15 protein-coding genes are annotated in these 19,085 nt (G+C 73.4%); 5 read left to right on the top strand and 10 right to left on the bottom strand.

Translation table 11 applies throughout. From position 1 onward, the window contains the following. Window positions 1–81: 81 nt before the first annotated feature. A complete protein-coding gene (locus ACNHYB_RS12045) occupies window positions 82–816 on the top strand; it encodes a DUF305 domain-containing protein (protein ID WP_418275582.1) in 735 nt (244 codons plus the stop codon). 52 nt (window positions 817–868) lie between these two features. Here ACNHYB_RS12045 and ACNHYB_RS12040 read toward each other — a convergent pair whose 3' ends face one another. Next, complete coding sequence (locus ACNHYB_RS12040; RefSeq protein ID WP_418275581.1) at window positions 869–1,669, bottom strand: CPBP family intramembrane glutamic endopeptidase; 801 nt, start codon at window positions 1,667–1,669, stop codon at window positions 869–871. A 59-nt stretch (window positions 1,670–1,728) separates the two neighbouring features. Between ACNHYB_RS12040 and ACNHYB_RS12035 the strand changes: the two genes are divergently transcribed. Further along, the gene (locus ACNHYB_RS12035) at window positions 1,729–3,477 is read left to right on the top strand and encodes a SpoIIE family protein phosphatase (RefSeq protein WP_418275580.1); all 1,749 of its coding nucleotides are present in this window, start codon (window positions 1,729–1,731) and stop codon (window positions 3,475–3,477) included. 3 nt (window positions 3,478–3,480) lie between these two features. Here ACNHYB_RS12035 and ACNHYB_RS12030 read toward each other — a convergent pair whose 3' ends face one another. From ACNHYB_RS12030 to ACNHYB_RS11995, 8 genes are all read right to left on the bottom strand, one after another. Further along, entirely contained in the window at window positions 3,481–4,719 is a 1,239-nt protein-coding gene (locus tag ACNHYB_RS12030) for a WxL protein peptidoglycan domain-containing protein (RefSeq protein ID WP_418275579.1), read from the bottom strand. Window positions 4,720–4,726: 7 nt separating this feature from the next. Beyond that, complete coding sequence (locus ACNHYB_RS12025) at window positions 4,727–6,397, bottom strand: HtaA domain-containing protein (protein ID WP_418275578.1); 1,671 nt, start codon at window positions 6,395–6,397, stop codon at window positions 4,727–4,729. A 54-nt stretch (window positions 6,398–6,451) separates the two neighbouring features. Then, window positions 6,452–7,858, bottom strand: coding sequence for a hypothetical protein (locus ACNHYB_RS12020; RefSeq protein ID WP_418275577.1), 1,407 nt, complete (start codon window positions 7,856–7,858; stop codon window positions 6,452–6,454). After that, complete coding sequence (locus ACNHYB_RS12015) at window positions 7,855–9,120, bottom strand: hypothetical protein (protein WP_418275576.1); 1,266 nt, start codon at window positions 9,118–9,120, stop codon at window positions 7,855–7,857. Before ACNHYB_RS12015 ends, ACNHYB_RS12020 begins: the two co-directional genes overlap by 4 nt. Beyond that, window positions 9,117–9,938, bottom strand: coding sequence for a heme ABC transporter ATP-binding protein (locus tag ACNHYB_RS12010; protein ID WP_418275575.1), 822 nt, complete (start codon window positions 9,936–9,938; stop codon window positions 9,117–9,119). Before ACNHYB_RS12010 ends, ACNHYB_RS12015 begins: the two co-directional genes overlap by 4 nt. Next, the gene (locus ACNHYB_RS12005) at window positions 9,935–11,107 is read right to left on the bottom strand and encodes a FecCD family ABC transporter permease (RefSeq protein ID WP_418275574.1); all 1,173 of its coding nucleotides are present in this window, start codon (window positions 11,105–11,107) and stop codon (window positions 9,935–9,937) included. The genes ACNHYB_RS12010 and ACNHYB_RS12005 overlap by 4 nt, the downstream gene beginning before the upstream one ends. Then, the gene (locus ACNHYB_RS12000; RefSeq protein WP_418275573.1) at window positions 11,104–12,219 is read right to left on the bottom strand and encodes a heme/hemin ABC transporter substrate-binding protein; all 1,116 of its coding nucleotides are present in this window, start codon (window positions 12,217–12,219) and stop codon (window positions 11,104–11,106) included. Before ACNHYB_RS12000 ends, ACNHYB_RS12005 begins: the two co-directional genes overlap by 4 nt. Before the next feature lie 193 nt (window positions 12,220–12,412). Further along, window positions 12,413–13,066, bottom strand: coding sequence for a heme oxygenase (biliverdin-producing) (locus ACNHYB_RS11995; protein ID WP_418275572.1), 654 nt, complete (start codon window positions 13,064–13,066; stop codon window positions 12,413–12,415). A gap of 320 nt (window positions 13,067–13,386) precedes the next feature. Here ACNHYB_RS11995 and ACNHYB_RS11990 point away from each other — a divergent pair, with 320 nt between their 5' ends. Beyond that, window positions 13,387–16,941: a S8 family serine peptidase gene (locus tag ACNHYB_RS11990; RefSeq protein ID WP_418275571.1), complete on the top strand. Its 3,555-nt coding sequence runs from the start codon at window positions 13,387–13,389 to the stop codon at window positions 16,939–16,941. Between the two features lie 54 nt (window positions 16,942–16,995). Here the strand turns inward: ACNHYB_RS11990 and ACNHYB_RS11985 are convergent, their stop codons facing one another. After that, window positions 16,996–17,853, bottom strand: coding sequence for an SDR family oxidoreductase (locus tag ACNHYB_RS11985; RefSeq protein WP_418275570.1), 858 nt, complete (start codon window positions 17,851–17,853; stop codon window positions 16,996–16,998). A gap of 217 nt (window positions 17,854–18,070) precedes the next feature. Here ACNHYB_RS11985 and ACNHYB_RS11980 point away from each other — a divergent pair, with 217 nt between their 5' ends. Both ACNHYB_RS11980 and ACNHYB_RS11975 read left to right on the top strand, forming a co-directional pair. After that, window positions 18,071–18,670: a DinB family protein gene (locus ACNHYB_RS11980; protein ID WP_418275569.1), complete on the top strand. Its 600-nt coding sequence runs from the start codon at window positions 18,071–18,073 to the stop codon at window positions 18,668–18,670. Further along, window positions 18,667–19,080, top strand: a complete 414-nt coding sequence (locus tag ACNHYB_RS11975; RefSeq protein ID WP_418275568.1) for a VOC family protein — start codon at window positions 18,667–18,669, stop codon at window positions 19,078–19,080. Before ACNHYB_RS11980 ends, ACNHYB_RS11975 begins: the two co-directional genes overlap by 4 nt. The last annotated feature ends 5 nt before the right edge of the window (window positions 19,081–19,085 follow it).

The raw sequence follows: 19,085 nt of genomic DNA, 5'->3' as shown, positions 1-19,085 counted from the left end.
TCCTTGGTAGTGTTCCCCCACTTTCACCCACTGTGATCCTCCTCACCAGTGGAAACGCAGGAAATTAACAGGGTGGTGACAATGCAGGTCAAGGCGACTCCCAGCCCGTCCACCGGCAGCGGACGGGCCGCACGCGTGCCCGCGGTCCTCGCGCTGCTCGCGGCGTCCCTGACGACGGCGGCGTGCACCGGGTCCGACGACGAGGAGGCGACACCCCCGCAGAGCGTCGTCGTGCAGCCCGGCCGGCCCGGGGAGACGGCCGCCACGGTCGCGCCGGACGAGGACCGTCCCGGCCTCGAGGCCGCGGCCCCCAACCAGGTCGACGTCGACTACTTCGCCGACATGATCCACCACCACCGCCAGGCCCTGGAGATGTCCGAGCTCGCGCCGGACCGCACCGACGACCCCGACGTCCTCGCGATCGCGGACCGCATCCACGACGTCCAGGCGGCGGAGATCCACGGCCTGGCCGCGTGGCTCCAGGAGCGGGACCTGCCCGTCCCGGTGGACCTGGAGGAGGGCGACGGCGAGGGCCCGCGACTGCCCGACGGGATCGCGGAGCACGACCACGGCTCGGCGTCGATGCCGGGCATGCTCACGGACGAGCAGATGGCGGAGCTCGCGGCGGCGTCCGGCCCGGAGTTCGACCGGCTCTACCTGGAGGGCATGATCCAGCACCACGACGGCGCCGTGCAGATGTCCTTGACGGTGATGACCGACGGCACGGACGAACGGGCCGAGGAGCTCGCCACGGACATCGGCGCCGGTCAGCAGGCGGAGATCGGCCGCATGCAGGACCTGCTCGCGGACCTCTGACGCGAGCCACCTCCGCAGCCCGGCCTGCGCGTCGATCCTCGTCAGCAACCGATCAGGGTGCGGTGACGAACACGTCGAACAGCTCGGGGTGGTGGCCGTGCACCAGCACGGCGAACACCACGGCGTCGAACAGCAGGTGCACCGTCACCACGTACGGCAGGGACTTGTAGCGGGCGAAGATCCAGCCCTGCACCAGCGCGAACGGGACGGTCAGGACCGGCCCCCACTCGCGGTACCCGAGCTCCCACAGGAACGACACGAACACCACGGCCTGGAGCACGTTCGCGACCTGCAGCCCGAAGTGGCGTCGCAGCAGCGCGAACACGGTGCAGATGAAGAACAGCTCGTCCCAGATGCCGACGGCGTTGACGCCCACGAACAGCCGGGCGATGTCGCCGTCGCCCTCCAGGGCCGGCCAGTTGAGGTACGCCCCGGACGACAGGAAGTACCAGGGCAGCACCAGGTAGCCCACCACGACCACCACGGCGAGGTAGATCCACTGCCCACGGCTCCAGGCCCGCCCGGTGGCGACGGGGAAGCGCACCGCCCCCGCGCCGTCGTCGTCCTTGACGACGAACTTCGACAGCGCCCACGGCACGAGGACCGCCAGGGAGAGCGCGACGGTGAAGCGCGCCATCCCGGCGTCGGAGAGGTCGGCCTGCAGCGGGATCGCCGACACGATGGCCATGCCGAGCCCGATCAGGGCGAGGTCACGGCCGAGGCGACGGTCCACCCAGAGCCCCAGCGCGATGCCGGCGACGAGGGGCAGGTAGCCCCAGGGGCGCACGTGCACCGCGAAGAGCAGGACCGCCGCACCACAGGTCAGGGCTGCTGCTGCGAGCCGGGCCGTCATGGCCGCACCCTACCGGCCGCGCCCTCGGCGGTCCCTGCGCTGCATGGCAGAATCGGTTCATGGAGGCGCGGACCGACGAGCCGGACACGGCGTGGGCGCACGTCGGCCTGGACGGGGCGGGCGCCGATCCCACGTTCGACAGCTTCGCGCGGCTGGTGCGCCGTCATCTCGGGGTCTCCACGGCGCTGGTCTCCGTCGTCGTCGCGGACGCCCAGCACTATCCCGGGGCGCTCGGCCTGCCGGAGCCGCTGCAGACCGAACGCCGCTCGAGGTTCGACGACGCGATGTGCTCCGAGGTGGTGCGACGGCGTGAGCCGCTGTCCTTCACCGACCTCACCCGGGAGGACTCCCCGCAGGCGGCGGCGCTCGTCTCCGGTCTCGGCGTGCACGCCTACGCGGGCCACCCCGTGTTCGACCGGTCCGGCAGGGCCGTGGGGACGGTGTGCGCGATGCACCACACCGCCCGGACCTGGTCCGACGACGACCTGGACACCCTGGAGGACCTCGCGGTCGCCTGCTCGGCCGAGATCCGCCTGCGTCAGGAGCGCTTCCGCGCCCAGGAGATGCAGCAGGTCGCGCTGCGGGCCGGGCGGCGCACCCGGATCCTGCTGGAGATCACCGACATGTTCGCCCGCGCGACGACGCTGTCCGACGTCGTCGCCACCGTCCAGCACGCCGGGCGCGGCGTCGGCGCGACGTGGGCGGGACTGGCGCTCCTGGACGCCGCGGGCACGTCGTTGGAGATCGTGCGCGACGGCACCCTGCTGATGCCCACGCCCTCCACGGACGTGCCGGTCCGCATCCGGCTCGACGACGAGCTGCCGGCCTGTCACGCGGTCCGCACCGCCACGGCGCACTGGTTCGAGGACGGCGCCGCCGTGATCGACCGGTGGCCGCGGGTGACACGGTGGGTGCACCCGGAGCTCGGCGCCCACGCCTACCTCCCCCTCGACGGCGAGGGGTCGGCCCGCGGGGTCGTCGCCCTGGGGTGGCCCGAGCCGGCGCACCACGACGCGGAGACCCGTGAGCTGTGCGCCACGATCGTGCGCAGCGTCGCGAACGCCCTGGACCGGGTGCAGGTCCTCGAGGACCGTCACCGGGTGGCGTCCACCCTCCAGGCCGCGATGCTCACCGACCTGCCCCGGGTGGAGCACCTGGAGCTGGCGGCCTCGTACTCGACGGCGATCCGCACCGACCAGGTGGGCGGGGACTGGTACGACGCGATCGCGCGGCACCGCGACCGTGCCGTCCTGACCGTCGGGGACGTCACCGGGCACGACATGCGCGCGGCCGCCCGGATGGGTCAGCTCCGTTCCATGCTGCGCACCCTGACGTGGTCCGGCTGCGACTCCTCGCCCGCGAGGCTGCTGCGGGACCTGGAGGAGGCGAACGACGGCCTGGGTGTGGGGGCGAGCGCCACGCTGCTCGTCGCACGGGTCGAACGCCTCGACGACGGCGCGCAGGTGCGGTGGACGTCGGCCGGCCATCCCCCGCCGGTGGTGCTGCGCGCCGACGGCACGGTGGACGAGCTCGCCGGCCGTCCCGACCTGCTGCTCGGCGTGGACCAGCACGCCCCGCGCCACGACCACACCGCTCACCTCGGGCTGGGCGACACGATCGTGCTGCACACCGACGGGCTCGTGGAGTCCCGCACCGTGCCCTACCAGGAGCGGGCGGCCGAGCTGCGGTCCGTGCTGGCCGGGCTCGCGGGATGCCCGACGGTGGACCTGCCGGTGCTGCTCGGCGAGAAGCTCGTGCCGCAGCCGCAGCGCGACGACGTCGCGATCCTGGCCGCGCGCGTGCGCTGAGCGTCAGTCACCCCCGGCGTCGACACCCCCGGTACCACCGTCGTCCGACGTCCCCAGGGACCCGGCCGTCGGTGCGGACCCGGCCGTCGGTGCGGACCCGGCCGCCGGTGCGGACGCGGGGGACGGCCGCAGCGGTCGGCGCACGAACCACACGACGGCGCCCGCCACCACGAGGACGACGACGCCGAGCGCGGCCCACGGCACGGACCAGCCGGTGTCGCTGCCGGTGGCGCTGGTGGCACCCCCGCCCCCGATGCCGACGACGGCGCCGTCGACGCGGACGTCGGCGGCGACGCGCAGCAGCGGCCGCACGCCCGGCACCTCGACGGTGCGGGCCACCTCGGCACCGGGCAGGAGCTCGTCGAGGGCCCCGCCTGCGACCTGCGGCGCGCTGCCGCCCGGGCCGGCGACGGTGACCGTCTCGGTGGGCACCACGCGGGCGTCGCCGGTGTTCACCAGCGTGTAGGTGACCGTCGTGGTGGCGGGCGCGACCGGGTTGACGCCGGTCGCGGACTCCACGGTGACGTCCCGGACCTCGAGCCCTGGGCTCAGCGCACCGGAGACGCGGGCGTGCACCCGCAGGGCGAGCCGCCGGTCGATCGCGAGCGCGCCGTCACCGACCGCCTGGGTCAGGGAGGTGACGACGCCGCCGGCGTGGTCGCCCGGGCGGGCGTCGTCGGGCACGGCGAGCGTGAAGGGGACGCGCTCGGTCTCGCCCGGTCCGACGGTGAGCCCGCCGTCGGGGACGTCGAGCGTGAGCCAGGCACCCAGGTCGACCGGTTCGGCGTCGGCGGGCAGCAGGTCGAGGCTGCCGTCACGCGTCGTGGTGGCGTCGGCGGCGTAGACGGCGAGGTCGAGCGGCGTCGTGGACCGGTTGGTGATGACGAGCGTGTCCGCGACCTCGTCACCGGGGTCGACGACGTAGGCGTAGTTGGCGCGGTCGCGTCCCGTGGAGCCGACGGCGGTGTCGGTCGGGTCGGGCCCGCGTCCCGGTGCGAGGGCCCAGGTGAGCTCGTCGGCGGAGGTCGAGGCCGAGGTCGGCACGGCGGACGGCACGGCGGACGGCACGGCGGACGGCACGGCGGACGGCACGGCGGACGGCACGGCGGCGAGCACGGTGGACGGCACGGCGGCGAGCACGGTGGACGACGGCGGGACTGCCGCGGCGGCGGGGACCGCGCCGCCCGCCCCGGCGGCCACGAGGGCCGCCAGGGCGAGCGCGCGGGTGAGGCGGGTACGCACGGTCCGGTCAGCCCACCGCGGTGAGCGTGAGCACGCCCGAGTAGTCGCCCGCCGGGGTGTCCAGCGGGATCGACAGCGTCAGGTCGGCACCGAGGACGGCATCGACCTGGCCGGTGGCTCCGGCGCCCGAGGCGAGCAGGGACGTCGTGGTCAGGCCCGGGTCCGAACCGGCGACGACGGGCGAGCCGACGTTCGCCGCACCGTCGGTGACCGTCGGCGCCCAGCCCAGCGCGGAGCCGGAGAACGACGACGCGCCACCGACGAACGAGCCGACCTGGCCGTTGATCGTCCAGGTGCCCTCGGGGCGGGTGTCGGACACGGTGACGGTGTGCAGCGCACCGGTGGCGGTGAACGCGGAGTCGCCCTGCACGGCCGTGCCGAGGCTGACCGCGCCGGTGCCGGAGATCGTCCAGGAGAACGCGCCCGGGTCGACCGGCTCCTCCAGCTCCGGGACCTCGACGTCGACGTCCACGTCACCCTCTCCGGAGCCGTCCGGCGCCGCGAACGTGACGGCGGTGGCGAGCTCCTGCGCCGCGTTGGCGGCCGCACCGCCTGCCGCGTAGGTGTAGACGCCGTAGACGCCGTCGACGGAGTCCTCGGTCCGCACCTCGAGCTCGGCCGTGAACGTGCCGTCGTCGTTCATCAGGACGAGCTGGTCGGCCACGTTCGGGAACGCCGCCTTGACCTGGCTGTACGACGGCTCCGGGATCGCCCACTTCTGGGAGACGACCGTGCGGGCCGACGACGCGGCGCCCGCGGAGGGACGCCAGTCGGAGGCGAACTTGCCGAAGACGACGTAGACGCCGGCCGGCTGGTCCTTCGCGACGGGCGGGCGCCCACCGGTGTTGAGGTTGGCGGCCGGGTCGAAGCCGGAGCCGTCCACCGTCAGGGCGGAGGTGGCGGCCGGGTCGAAGCCGGACGTCCTCGACACCTGCACGGCCGGGCTCCAGGAAGCCGGTGCGGCGTCCAGGTCGGCCGTGACGGTCAGGTCGTCGAGCTCGGCACCCGCCTCCAGGAAGCCCTGCAGGGCCGTCGCGCCCGCGGGGGTGAGGGTGACGCCCGCGGCGGTCACCGAGACCTCGTCGTCCGCGACGGAGACGGTCGTGGTCGCGACGTCACCGAGGACGACGTCGTCGCCACCGTAGGTGCCGGCGTCGTGGCCGAGGTTGTTGTCCGGGATGACGACGCTCAGGTCGCCGACGATCGTGCCGGTGCCGTCGGTGACGTCGATGCCGACGTTCTCCACCGTGACGGTGAAGGCGTGCGACGGGAACGCGAAGACCGCGCCGCCCGTCGACGACACGGACAGGTTGTCCTCGTCCGCGACGCTGCCGCCGGCCACGGGCAGCAGGTACGGCAGGGTCTCGTTCGGCGGCGTCGTGTCGGCCGTGGCCGCCGGGGTGCCGTCGAGGTCGAACTCGGCCGGAGCCTCGAGGGTGATGCGCTCGCCGACGGCGACCGGACCGACCGGCGGCAGCGCCGCCGTCTGGAGCCCGACGTACCGGCGGAAGCTCTCCCGGAAGCCCCAGGAGACGGACCCGGACTCCGCGACGACGTCACGGGTCTCGGCCGCCTGGGCCGGGGCGACCGTCACGAGGGCGGTGCCCAGCCCGAGGGCGAGCACGCCGAGCCCGGCGACTGCCCGGCCGCGAGCGGCAGGGCGGTGGGTGGTGGTCATCAGTTCGTTGCCTTCCATGAGTGGGTGGGGCGGGGTCGGGGGTCTGTGGTGCCGTCAGGTGAACGGCAGGACGAGCCAGCCGCGGCGGAAGCCGACGATGCTCCCGGAGGCGGTCAGCGCCACGGCGGCGACGCCCCAGGGCAGCAGCTCGCCCGGTGCGCGTCCGCCGGCGGACAGGGACGGGACGAGGTCGTCGTTGCCGAGGCCGAGCGTGCCGACCGCGCCCGCCGGGAACACCACCGGCTGCGCACCGGCGGCCGGTGCGGCGGTGCGCACCGGCACGCCGAGACCGCTCGCCGACGTGGCCGACGCGCCACCGCCCGCCGCGGACGACGTCGACGGATCGGCGGCGGACCCCGTGAGGTCCTGCGGCACGAACGTCGAGGTGCCCGGGTCGTCGGCGTCGTCGCCCGTACCGGGGTCGGGCACCTCGGTGCGACCACCGCTGACGGACGCGTCGAAGCTGACCGTCATCGGGTAGGGCTGCTTCGCCGCGTTGCCCGCCTCCGGAGCCGTCGAGTACCAGAACGGCGCCTGCCCGGTGTCCCGCTGGAACGCCACGAACGACCGCGGGAACGACCCCCCGCACGTGGTGCCCGGCACCGACACGAGCGACTGGTCGGCCACCACGTCACCCACGTCCACCCCGCACCAGTCCGGGGTGAGCACGCCGTCGGTCGCCCCGAACCGGCCGTCGTGGAACGTCGCCAGCTCGACCTCGCGCTCGGTCAGCCGCGACCACTCGGTCAGGTCCTCGCGGGACGTGCCGTAGCCGCCGAGGGTCGCGGTCAGCGCACCGTCGCCGTTCTCGTCCAGCACCAGGTGCGGGTCCGACGCCCACCAGTACGTGAGGCCGTTGTAGAACACCACGGTGAACGTGCCCGTCCACGCGATGTCCACGCTGCCGTCCTGCGCTCGCGTGCCGACACCGCCGTCGATGACGACCTCCGCCCCGCTCGTCGACCGGTCGCGCACCACCGGGTCGCCCTGCGGGTCCTGGCAGCGGGTCGCGAACGTCGGCCGACGCTCGCCGCGCCCGTCCGCCGTCGGCACGAGGATCTCGACGTCGCCCTGCGCCGCGCGGTACAGGTCGTCGTCGGAGGCCGACCACAGGCGGCTGCCGCCCGCGTCGCCGCCGTCGCCGGGCACGCCCGCCATGACGAAGTTGCAGGCACCGGACAGGTGCGAGGCCGTGCCCGACTCCTCGTTCAGACCCCAGCGCAGCTCGGCGTCCGTCAGCTCGGCCGCACCCGTGGTCGGTGGCGGCGTCGTCCCCTGTCCCACGTCCGGGACGGTCACCTCCACCTCGACGTCACCGCCGACCCGCACCGGCGGGGGCAGCTCGTCGTCCGCGGCCGCCACACCGGGACCGGACGCACCGGAGACGAGCACGGCGACCAGCCCGACGAGCGCCGAGCGCACCGCCGTCCGGAGTCCGACGCCGTGCCGCGCCGCGCTCACGGCACGTCCCGCGAGGGCGGCACGCCCTGCGCCGCCGGCGCGGTGGGCGCAGACGGCGCGGCGGGCGCACGGACGGCGCGACGACGACGGGCAGCCGTGATCGCCGACGACACCACCACGAGCAGCAGCACCAGCAGCGCCACCCCCGCCGCCAGCTCGCCCCACGTGTACCCGCTGCCCCAGGCGCTCGCAGCCGGGGAGCCCGGCCCCGCGGCCGACGCGACGAGCGCCTCCTGAGCGGCGACGTCCGCAGGGTCACGGGTCACCGTGACCTCCACCTCGGGCTGCTTGCCCGACGACGCCGCGGTCACCTTCAGCACGTGCGTGCCGAGCCGCAGGTCGTCGGGAAGCTCCATCAGCCCCGCGATCTCGCCGTGCGTGCCCGCGGTCATCGGGCCGACGGCGATCACCCCGTCGTCCAGCACGGCCACGACCTGCTCGCCCGGGACGAACCCCTGCCCGGCAAAGCTCAGCACCCGCCCCGCCACGGCCGTGCCCTGGTCGAACCCGAGGGTCGCCGGACCCGTCGCGGCGGACGCCGACGGGGAGGGCGACGGCGCGCCGTCGCCACCCGCGGCCCCCGCGGAGGAACCCGCCGACGTGCCGGCCTCGCCGCCCGCCGACTCGCCGTCACCGCCGTCCGACACGTCGCCGTCGGCCGTGCCGCCGGAACCGGCGTCGGCGCTCGCGGACCCCACGAACTCCACCGGGGTGAACGTCTCGTTGGTGGCGTTCGCGACGCCGTGCGCACCGATGGTGATGACGCCGCAGGTCACCGCCAGGCAGTCGACCTCCACGGGGTCGCCCGCGCGGTCCTGCGCCGTGAAGACGGGCCCGGGCACGATCAACGTGGCCGACCAGGTGCCGTCGGCGTCGACGAGCCCGCCGTTCGCCTCGCCCGCCGTGCTCGACCCGGGGAAGGCGACGAACCGCTGGTACCCGGCGTTCGCGCCCGTCTCGGCGTCGGGCACGTAGCGCAGCGTGGCACCCGTGGCGCCGCCCTCGCTCGGGCCCCACGAACCGCCCTGCACCCAGCCGAACAGCACGTAGATGCCGCCGAACCCCTTCGGCACCGACTGGAAGCCGGAACCGGAGAGCTTCAGCGTCGTCGCGCCCTCCGCCGAGGCGCGCGCGGCGCCGTCGACGCCGGAGACCGACACGCGCGCCGCGGCCTGCGCGGGAGGGGCGGCGTGCGGGACGAGGGCCGGCACCGCCAGCGCGGTGCACAGGGTCAGGGCGATCAGTGCGGCGAGCCGTCTCACGGCGCGGCCACCTCCCGGGTGGTCGTCCCGTGCCGCGGCAGCACCAGCAGCGCGCCCGTCACAGGATGGGTGAGGACGTCGACCGGATGGTCGTAGACGTCGGAGAGCAGGTCGGAGGTGAGGACGTCGGCGGGCGCGCCGTCGGCGGCGACCCGCCCTCGGGCGACCACGACGACGCGGTCCGCCCACGCCGCGGCGAGCGGCAGGTCGTGCAGGACGACGACGACGGCACCCCCGGCGTCGGCGTGGCGGCGCGCCTGCGCCAGCACGCGCGTCTGGTGCTTGACGTCGAGAGCGGCGGTCGGCTCGTCGAGGAGCAGCAGGCGCGGCTCCTGCGAGAGCACCCGCGCCAACGAGGTGCGGGCCTTCTCGCCGCCGGACAGCGTCGGGAAGCGGCGCTCCGCGAGATGGCGCACGTCGGCGGAGTCCAGCGCCCCCGCGACCACGGCCTCGTCCCGGGCCTGCTCCGCGGTGCCCTCCCACGGCGCACGACCCATGCGGACCACGTCGACCACCCGGAAACCGAAGGCGACATGGTTCTCCTGCAGCAGCACCCCGCGCAGCCGGGCCAGCTCGTTCGGGCGGACGGCCCCCAGCGGGGTGCCCTCCCACGCGACGTCGCCGTCGTCGGGGACGCGGTCGCCCGACAGGACGGACAGCAGCGTGGACTTGCCGGCGCCGTTCGGGCCCACCACCACGAGGATCTCGCCGGTGCGCACCTCCAGGTCGACGCCGTCGAGCAGCGTGGCGTCACCGATGCGCACGCGCGCCCCGCGGACCGTCAGCAGCGTCGTGGCGGCGAGGTTCGTCGGGCTCATGCCCAGCCTCCTGCCTGGCGGCGGGTGCGGTGCACGAGCCACAGGAAGAACGGCCCGCCGACCAGCGCGGTGAGCATCCCGATGGGCAGCTCCGCGTAGGGCACGGCGGTGCGCGCCACGAGGTCGGCGGCGAGCAGCAGCACGGCACCACCCAGGGCGCTGGCGGGCACGAGCACGCGGTGACCGGGGCCGACCGCCATGCGCACCAGGTGCGGCACCACGAGGCCGACGAACGCGATGATCCCGCAGAACGCGACGGCCGCGGCCGTGAGCAGGGCCACCACGACGACGGCGACCACCCGCAGCCGTTCGACGTCGACGCCGAGGTGGCGGGCCGAACGCTCCCCGAGGGACAGCAGGTCCAGGCGGCGGGCCAGCAGCATCGAGGCGACCAGCCCCACCACGACCAGCGGGGCGACGATCGCGACGTACACCCAGCGGGTGCCGTTGAGGGAGCCGAGCTGCCAGAACACGATCTCCTCGCGCGCCTGCGTGTCACCGAGGAACGTGAACAGCGCCAGCCCGGCACCGCAGATCGCGTTGACGGCGACACCCGTGAGCAGCAGGGTGACGACCTCGGTGCGTCCGCCGGAGCGCGCCATCGCGTAGACCGCGAAGGTGGCGACGAGCCCGCCGAGGAACGCGGCGGTCGCGGTGGTCCACGGGCCCAGGCTCGTCAGCCCCAGCGCGATCGTCGCCGCGGCGGCCACCGCCGCGCCGGAGGAGACGCCCACGACGCCGGGCTCGGCCAGCGGGTTGCCGAAGATCCCCTGCATGACGGCACCCGCCGCCGCGAGCGCCGCGCCGACCAGGACGGCCATGACGACCCGCGGGAAGCGGATCGTCCACAGCGCGGCGTACCCGTTGGGGTGGGTCGGCTCGGGCCCGATCTCCAGACCGAGACCCCGGGCGAGCGCCCCGAGCACCTCCGCGGGTGCGACGTGCAGCTGCCCCGATCCCGCGGACACCACGGCGAGCACGCCGAGCGCGGCGGCGAGCAGCACGAACAGGAACGTGACGCGTCCGGTGCGGCGCGGCGGCAGCGGTGCGGACTCCCGCGGCGCACCGGGGAGCGGGCCGCCGGTGACGGGCACGGCGACGGGCACGGCGACGGGCACGGTGGGCCCAGCGGGGGCGGCGGGCGCGGCGGCCCGGTCGACGTCGGTCATCCGAGGCTCCCCGGGGCGTAGAGGCCGCGGGCGAGGGAGTCGAGCACCCCGGCGGTCGCGGGGCCGAAGGCGAGGATCTGGCTGTCGGGCATCGCGACGACGCGGCGGTTCTGCCCGGCGGGGGTCTGGGCGATGGCGGGCAGTCGTTCGAGCAGGCCGTCGACACCGCCGACCGACTCCAGCCCACCGGACATCATCAGGACGACGTCGGGCTGGGCGGACACCATGCCCTCGTCGTTGACGGGCCGCATGCCCGTCCAGCCGATCTCCCCGGCGACGTCGACGGCGCCCAGCGACTCGATGAGGGAGTCCGCCCCGGAGCCGTCGCCGAACATGTAGTAGACGCCGGACTGTCCGCGCACGTAGAGGAAGACGGCGCGCAGCCGGTCGGCGTCGTCCGTCGGCGCGAGGGCGGCGACCTGGGCGACGGTGTCGTCGATCTGCGACTGGGTGCGCTCGGCGAGCTGCTCGCCCGCCTCCGCCATGCCGAGGGCGTCGGCCACGGCCCGGGTGAGGTCGCCGGCGTTGTCGGCGCTGCGGTGCGGGTCCACGACGACGACGGGGATGCCGGCGTCGCGCATCTGCAGCACGACGTCCCAGGGGCCGAGCGTGGTGTCGGTGAGGATCACCGAGGGAGCGAGCTCGAGGATCGCCTCGGCGGTGAGCTCGTGGCCGTTGGAGGTGACCTCGGGCAGGTCGGCGATCTCGGGGAAGGTCGAGGAGGTGTCCCGACCGACGACGCTGTCGCCCAGCCCGAGCTCGAACACGGTGCGCGAGAGCGTGCCGTACAGGTCGAGGGCCAGGATGCGGCTGGTGTCGGTGACGGTGACCTCGGTGCCCTGGGCGTCCGTGACGGTGGCCGGGAGCTCCGGCCGCGCGTCGGTGACGATCGGGTCGACGGGCGTCCCGGCGGCCTGGACGACGACCTCGCCGGTCCAGTCCTTCGGGTCGGTGAGGTGGTCCTCGCTGCCGGCGAGCTCGGCGAGGGGCGGACCCTGGGCGAGGGTGGTGTCGCCGTCGTCTGCGTGCCCGACGGCACCGCAGGCGGTGAGCAGGGCGACCGTCACGGCGGTCAGGGCGGCGAGCGTGGGGCGGCGGCGAGCCGGGGACATGCGGGGATCTCCTTCGTGGCCACCACATTAGGCGAGCCTCACCAAAGTTAGATGAGGCTGTCCTCATCTCACAAGTTGCGGACGTGCGTCGACCCTGTGGGATGGATCACGGGCAGGAGCACGGACCGCAGGACGACGGGTGCGGGCGGGCCGCCGGCCGACCTGCGGGTCGACCGGCATCCCTGGGACGTGCTCAGCCGGGCAGGTGCGCCCGACCCAGCTCGACGAAGACGGCACGGTTGAGACGGAACGCTGCCTGCGCCTCGCCGACGGCGGCGTCGACCTCGGCCGCGTCGAGGGCCAGGCCGTCGAGGCGCTCGCGGTACAGGTCCTTGAACGGCTTCGCCTTGGGGATCTCGGGGAAGTCGTAGAACTCCAGCCCGGCGGTGCCCATGCCGTAGTGGCGCTGCATCATGCGCTGGATGATCTGCCCGCCGGACAGGTCACCGAGGTAGCGGGTGTAGGCGTGGGCCGCGTAGTGCGGCAGGCTGCCCGCGACCTCGCGCAGCCGGGCGGCGTACGCCTCGGTGGCCGGCAGGATGCGGATCTCGTCCGCCCAGCCGGGGCCGTGGAGGTGCGCGAGGTCCCGCTCGATGGCGGGCACCCGCGTCAGCTCGTCGAACACGAGGGTCGCGCCGCGGGCGTCGGCCCGGATCGCCGCGCTCGCCTCCTCCAGCGCCGTGTAGACCACGAGCTGCTGGGCGGCGAGGTCCGCGTACGCGGCGACGTCGAGGTCCCCGCCCATGAGCCGTGAGACGAACCCCTCGGTCTCCGCCTGCTCGTGCTCGGAACGGGTCCCCTCGCGCAGGAGCAGGGAGAGCGTTGCCTCGGGGGCGATGGCGGACATGGGGTGACCTCCTGGGGCACGACATGACGGACCGTCGTGACAATCTGTCAGGACCTGGCCATACCGTAACACCTGTTGTTAGGCATGCCTACCCTGTGTTCAAGACGCTTCCGCGCTCTCCGTCAGGACCTCTCACGACCTCCGCGGCATCAGACGACCCTGCTGCACGACCCCGGGAAACACCCCGGTAACCATTCCGAATGTTGCCCGCATCACAGATGCTTTACGTTTCCTTCAGACGCTCGTCGCCGGCAGGTCACATCGCCGTGACCCACCGACCCGGGCGTCACGTCAACGACCGACACGAAGGGAGCGCAAACGTGCGCTTGCGGAAACACCCGTCCCTGATCCGGCTCGCCGCCACCACCTCCGGCGTCGCACTCGTCCTCACCTCGCTCACCGCCACGGCGTCGAGCGCGGACACCGTCGACCCCGAGGACCTGCAGCTCGCCCCGACCCAGCCCACGGTGACGTCCCACGAGAAGGACGGCTCCAAGGCGCCCACGAGCGCCCTGGTGGAGACCACCCCCAGCCTGCTCAGGCTGTCGTCACCGAAGAAGGTGCCGGTCCTCATCAAGTACGACTTCGACGCCGTCGCCTCCTACGGCGGGACGCTGCCCGACTTCGAGGCGACGAGCCCCGCCCTGACGGGCGAACCACTCGACGGCGGTGCTGCCGAACGGTCCTACCGAGGCTTCGTGGAGCGCGAGTCGAGCGACATCACGGCCGACGTCACCGACGCGGTGCCCGGCACCGAGATCGTCCAGGAGTTCGAGACCGTGTACGGCGGCGTCGCCGCACTGGTGCCCGGCGACGACATCCCCGCGCTGCTGGAGGTGCCCGGCGTCGTCGCCGTGCAGGAGAACACCCTCGAACAGCCGCTCACCGACTCCAGCACCGACTTCATCGACGCACCCGCCGCCTACCAGGAGCTCGGCACCACCGCCGAGGCGGGCGACGGCCTCGTGCTCGGCAACATCGACACCGGCCTGTGGCCCGAGCACGAGTCGTTCGAGGACCTGGGCAACCTGTCGCCCTACGACGGACCCGACCTGGCGTGCGACTACGGCGACAACCCGCTCACCGACGAGATCGACCCCTTCGAGTGCAACGACAAGCTCGTCGGCGGCTACTCGTTCACCGAGTTCTACGACCTGCTGAACCCCGACTACCTGCACCAGGGCACGGCGCGCGACGCCGAGGGCCACGGGTCGCACACCTCCGGCACGACGGCGGGCAACGTCGTCGAGGACCCGACGATCGACGCCGACGTCGAGCGCGTCCAGGGCGTGGCGCCCGGTGTGAAGATCGTCGAGTACAAGGCCCTCGGCCCGGACGGCGGCTACACCTCCGACCTGGTCGCCGCCGTGGAGCAGGCGATCCTCGACGACGTCGACGCGATCAACTACTCGATCTCCGGCGGCAGCAACGCCACCGACCCGATCGAGATCGCGTTCCTCAACGCCGTCGACGCCGGCATCTTCGTGGCAGCCTCGGCCGGCAACGACGGGCCCGGCGCCGCCACGGCGAACCACGTCAGCCCGTGGGTGACCACCGTGGCCGCCTCGACCCAGGACCGCGCGTTCACCACGACGCTCACCCTGGAGGCCGACGACGGCTCCTCGTTCGTCGTCGAGGGCGCGTCCCTCACCGGTGGCATCACCGAGCCGACGCCCGTCGTGCAGGCCGCCGACGCCCCCTACTCCGACCCCCTGTGCCTCACCGAGGCCCCCGCAGGGCTGTTCGAGGGCAAGATCGTCGTCTGCGAGCGCGGTCAGAACGCCCGCGTGGCCAAGGGCTACCACGTCCTCGCCGGTGACGCGGCCGGCATGGTGCTGTACAACCCGGCCCTCGCCGACGTCGCCACGGACAACCACTACCTCCCGACCGTGCACGTCGCCGACGGCACCGAGCTCAAGGCCTACCTCGACTCGCACACCGGCATCACGGGATCGTTCCCGGCCGGGTCGAAGGGCGAGGGCCAGGGCGACGTCATGGCCGCGTTCTCCTCGCGCGGACCCGCCGGGCCCGTCCTCAAGCCGGACGTCACCGCACCGGGCGTGTCCATCCTCGCCGCGATGACCCCGACCCCGCTGTCCACGGACAGCGGTCCGGCCGGCCGGTACTACCAGGCCATCTCCGGCACGTCGATGTCGTCCCCGCACATCGCGGGCGTGGCGCTGCTGCTCCAGGCCGTCTACCCGGACTGGACCCCGGGTCAGATCAAGTCGGCGATCATGACGCAGTCGCTCACCGACATCCTCAAGGAGGACCTCGCCACGCCGGCCGACCCGTTCGACATGGGCGCCGGTCGCGTCGACGTCGGCGAGTCCCTCAAGGCGCCGTTCACCATCAGCGAGACCACCGAGAACTACGTCGCGCTGACGGGCGACCCGGTGCACGCGATCGACCTGAACATCCCGTCGGTCAACGCACCGACCATGCCGGGCCGGGTCACCACCACCCGCACCCTGGAGAACACCTCCGGGTCCACGCTGGTCGTCACCCCCAAGGCGGACGCCCCGGACGGCTCCACGATCACCGTCACGCCCAAGCAGGCGACCGTCCGCCCGGGCGCGTCGGCGTCGTTCGAGATCACCATCACCGACACGTCGGCGAGCGGTGAGCAGAAGTTCGGCACGATCACCTTCCGGACGAACCACGGCAAGGGCCACATCCCCGTCGCGTTCGTCCCCGAGCAGGGCAACGTCGTCGCGTCGCAGTCGTGCGACAAGACCACGATGACCACCGACGAGACGGTCACCTGCACCGTGACCGCGACCAACGAGTCGTTCAACGAGCAGACCGTCACCGCCACCACGCAGGGCACCGGGAAGCTCCGGGGCACCACGGCGGAGACGGCCACCCTCTCCGGTGCCGTCCCGGGCGTGCCGTCCGTGGACGACGTCGTGGACGGGTCCCCGGCGGGCTACCTCGACCTCGCGGACTTCGGCATCGCGCCGAACGCCTTCGGCGACGAGGACCTGCTCAACGCGAGCGTCCCGGCGTTCACCTACAACGGTCGCGTCTACACGTCCGTCGGCATCGACTCCAACGGCTACCTGGTGGCCGGCGGGGGCACCTCCGAGGACAACAACTGCTGCGACCTGCCGGCAGGTTCGTCGTCGGCCCGCCCGAACTCCGTGCTCGCACCGTTCTGGACGGACCTGAACGGGGAGGGCGCCGAAGGCGTCCGCCTCGGCACGCTGACCGACGGGGTCAGCGACTGGCTGATCGTCCAGTGGGACATGTTCGTCTGGGGCACCACCGACGCGCGCACCTTCCAGGTGTGGATCGGTCTGGGTGACACGCAGGACGTGTCCTTCACGTACGCGGCGGCGATGGCAGACCCGAGCGGTCAGCCGTTCCTCGTCGGCGCGGAGAACCACATCGGGCAGGGCGACATGGTCGCCGAGCTGCCCGACGGCACCGACAAGGTCGTCACGTCGACCGACCCGGCGCCGGGCGGATCGCTGACCTACGAGGTCACGCTGGACGCCCGCAAGGCCGGCGAGGGCGTCGTGCACACCGAGATCGTGGCGGACGAGGTGCCAGGGACGACCGTCCTCGAGACCCCGGTCACCGTGACGAAGTCGGTGGCCGACAAGACCAGGCCCACGGTCACGGTCAAGCCCGGCAGCGAGTTCACCGTCGGCTCCGACCCGTACGAGAAGGTGTCCTTCAAGCTCTACGACGCCGGGAAGATCGACAAGGTCGTCCTCAACGGCGTCGAGAAGGACCTCACGGACAACGTCTGGTCCGACCTGAACTTCGTCAGGCGGGGCGTGTTCGGGGCCGTCGAGGGCAAGAACACCCTCAAGGTCCACGACGTCGCGGGCAACGTCACGATCGTCCGCTTCACGCTCACCAGCTGACCGCAGGCGCCACCCGGCCGGTCACGAACCGGCCGGGTGGTGCCGTGTCCGGGGTCAGAACACCGGCTTGCCGCCGGTCACGCCCAGCACGGTGCCGGAGACGTACGCGGCGTCCGAGGGCGAGGCGAGGAACACGAAGGCCGGCGCGACCTCCGCCGGCTGCCCTGCACGGCCCAGCGGCGTGTCCTGACCGAACTTCTCGATCTTCTCCTCGGGCTGGGTGGACGGCTGCAGCGGCGTCCAGATCGGACCGGGAGCCACCGCGTTCACCCGGATGCCGCGCGGACCGAGCTCCGCCGCGAGGTTCACGGTGAGGTTGTTGATCGCGGCCTTCGTCGAGGCGTAGTCCAGCAGGGACGTGGACGGCTGGAACGCCTGGATCGACGAGTTGTTGATGATGCTCGCCCCCTCGCCCAGGTGGGCCAGCGCCGCCTGGGTCACCCAGAACAGGGCGTACAGGTTCGTGTGCAGGGTGCGGTCGATCTCGGCGGTCGTGACGTCCTCGAAGGCGTCACGCCGCGCCATCTGGAAGCCCGCGTTGTTGACCAGGACGTCCAGGCCCCCCAGCGCACGGGCAGCGTCCCCGGGCAGCGCGCGGGCAGCGCTCTCGTCCGTGATGTCGCCCGGCAGCAGGACCGCGGTCCGGCCGGCCTCCCTGATCCAGCGGGCCGTCTCCTCGGCGTCCTGCTGCTCCTCGGGCAGGAAGCCGATAGCCACGTCCGCACCCTCGCGGGCGAAGGCGATGGCGACCGCCCGTCCGATCCCCGAGTCTCCGCCCGTGATCAGAGCACGCAGCCCGTCGAGCCTGCCGCTGCCGCGATAGCTCGACTCGCCGTGGTCCGGGACCGGGTCCATCGCGTCGGTCAGGCCCGGGGGCTGCTGCTGCTGGGCCGGGAACGCGTCGTCGGTCATCAGTGTCCTCCTGGTGGTGAACGGTGGTGAACGGTGGTGACGAGGCCGCGGCATGACCTCGTCACGACGCTAACGCCGGGTGCCGCCAGCGGCCAGCGCTGGCCTGCGGGGTGCCCGACGGCCAACCTCGTCCTGACGGCACCGGATGGTCTCCAAGGCGCCCCTCAGGCACCACGAGGTCGTAGGTTCGAAGCACGCACCCGACGAGGAGGCTCGAGTGAACACGCTGCCCGGGACGAAGCAGATGCTCCTGCACTACCTGCACGACGTCCGCACGGCACTGCGGTGGAAGTGCGAAGGACTGTCCGAGCGTGAGCTGCGCATGCCGCGCACCAGCACGGGGACCAACCTGATCGGGCTGGTCAAGCATGCGGCCGGCATCGAGATCGGCTACTTCGGGGAGACGTTCTCCCGCGCGTGGCCGACGCCGGACGAGGTCCCCTGGCTCGACGACTTCGACGACGACCCGAACGCCGACCTCTACCTCTCCGCCGACGAGTCGTCCCGAGGCATCCTCGACCTGTACGGCCGCGTGGCGGAGTTCGCCGACTCCACCATCGCCGACCTACCCCTGGAGGCGCACGGCCACGTGCCGTGGTGGGGCGATCGCGGAGACGTCACGCTGCACCGGGTGATCCTGCACGTCATCACGGACCTGTCCCGCCACGCCGGTCACGCCGACGTCCTGCGCGAGGAGATCGACGGGGCCGTCGGGCTGATCCCCCGCGCGACGAACATCCCCGACATCGACCACCGCGCCCACGTCGCGACGGTGCGGGCCATCGCCGAGTCGTTCCCCCAGGAGTCCCGACCATGACCACGTACCCGCAGATCCGTCAGGTGGTGCTGGACACGACCGACGCTCGCGCGCTCGCCGAGTTCTACCGCGAGCTGTTCGGGCTGACGTACCGCCCCGGGGACGAGCCGCCCGTGCCCGGCGGGCCGGACCCGCGCGGCACCGACTGGCTGGTGCTGCACGGCCCGGGCCTCGGGCTGGCGTTCCAGCAGGTCGCCCGGCTCACGCCGTCCACGTGGCCAGACGGCGCGGTACCGCAGCAGCTGCACCTCGACGCCACCGTGCCCGACGTCGCCGAGCTCGCCCGCCAGCACGAACGCGCTCTCGCGCTCGGCGCGACGCTGCTCCTCGACCGCACCGACGATCCCGACGAGCCTCTGTACGTGTACGCCGACCCGGCCGGCCACCCGTTCTGCCTCTTCGTCGCCTAGAGCCC

Origin of the sequence: Isoptericola jiangsuensis (genome assembly GCF_048320105.1) — a bacterium.
Lineage (GTDB): Bacteria > Actinomycetota > Actinomycetes > Actinomycetales > Cellulomonadaceae > Isoptericola > Isoptericola jiangsuensis_A.
The sequence above is the reverse complement of the archived record's forward strand: the minus strand, read 5'-3'. Positions and strand labels throughout refer to the sequence as shown.

Bases quoted from the DNA above. Each gene is read 5' to 3' on its own strand.
- ACNHYB_RS12045 (WP_418275582.1), top strand. From the start codon at position 82: ATGCAGGTCAAGGCGACTCCCAGCCCGTCCACCGGCAGCGGACGGGCC.
- ACNHYB_RS12040 (WP_418275581.1), bottom strand. From the start codon at position 1,669: ATGACGGCCCGGCTCGCAGCAGCAGCCCTGACCTGTGGTGCGGCGGTC.
- ACNHYB_RS12035 (WP_418275580.1), top strand. From the start codon at position 1,729: ATGGAGGCGCGGACCGACGAGCCGGACACGGCGTGGGCGCACGTCGGC.
- ACNHYB_RS12025 (WP_418275578.1), bottom strand. From the start codon at position 6,397: ATGACCACCACCCACCGCCCTGCCGCTCGCGGCCGGGCAGTCGCCGGG.
- ACNHYB_RS12010 (WP_418275575.1), bottom strand. From the start codon at position 9,938: ATGAGCCCGACGAACCTCGCCGCCACGACGCTGCTGACGGTCCGCGGG.
- ACNHYB_RS12005 (WP_418275574.1), bottom strand. From the start codon at position 11,107: ATGACCGACGTCGACCGGGCCGCCGCGCCCGCCGCCCCCGCTGGGCCC.
- ACNHYB_RS12000 (WP_418275573.1), bottom strand. From the start codon at position 12,219: ATGTCCCCGGCTCGCCGCCGCCCCACGCTCGCCGCCCTGACCGCCGTG.
- ACNHYB_RS11995 (WP_418275572.1), bottom strand. From the start codon at position 13,066: ATGTCCGCCATCGCCCCCGAGGCAACGCTCTCCCTGCTCCTGCGCGAG.
- ACNHYB_RS11985 (WP_418275570.1), bottom strand. From the start codon at position 17,853: ATGACCGACGACGCGTTCCCGGCCCAGCAGCAGCAGCCCCCGGGCCTG.
- ACNHYB_RS11975 (WP_418275568.1), top strand. From the start codon at position 18,667: ATGACCACGTACCCGCAGATCCGTCAGGTGGTGCTGGACACGACCGAC.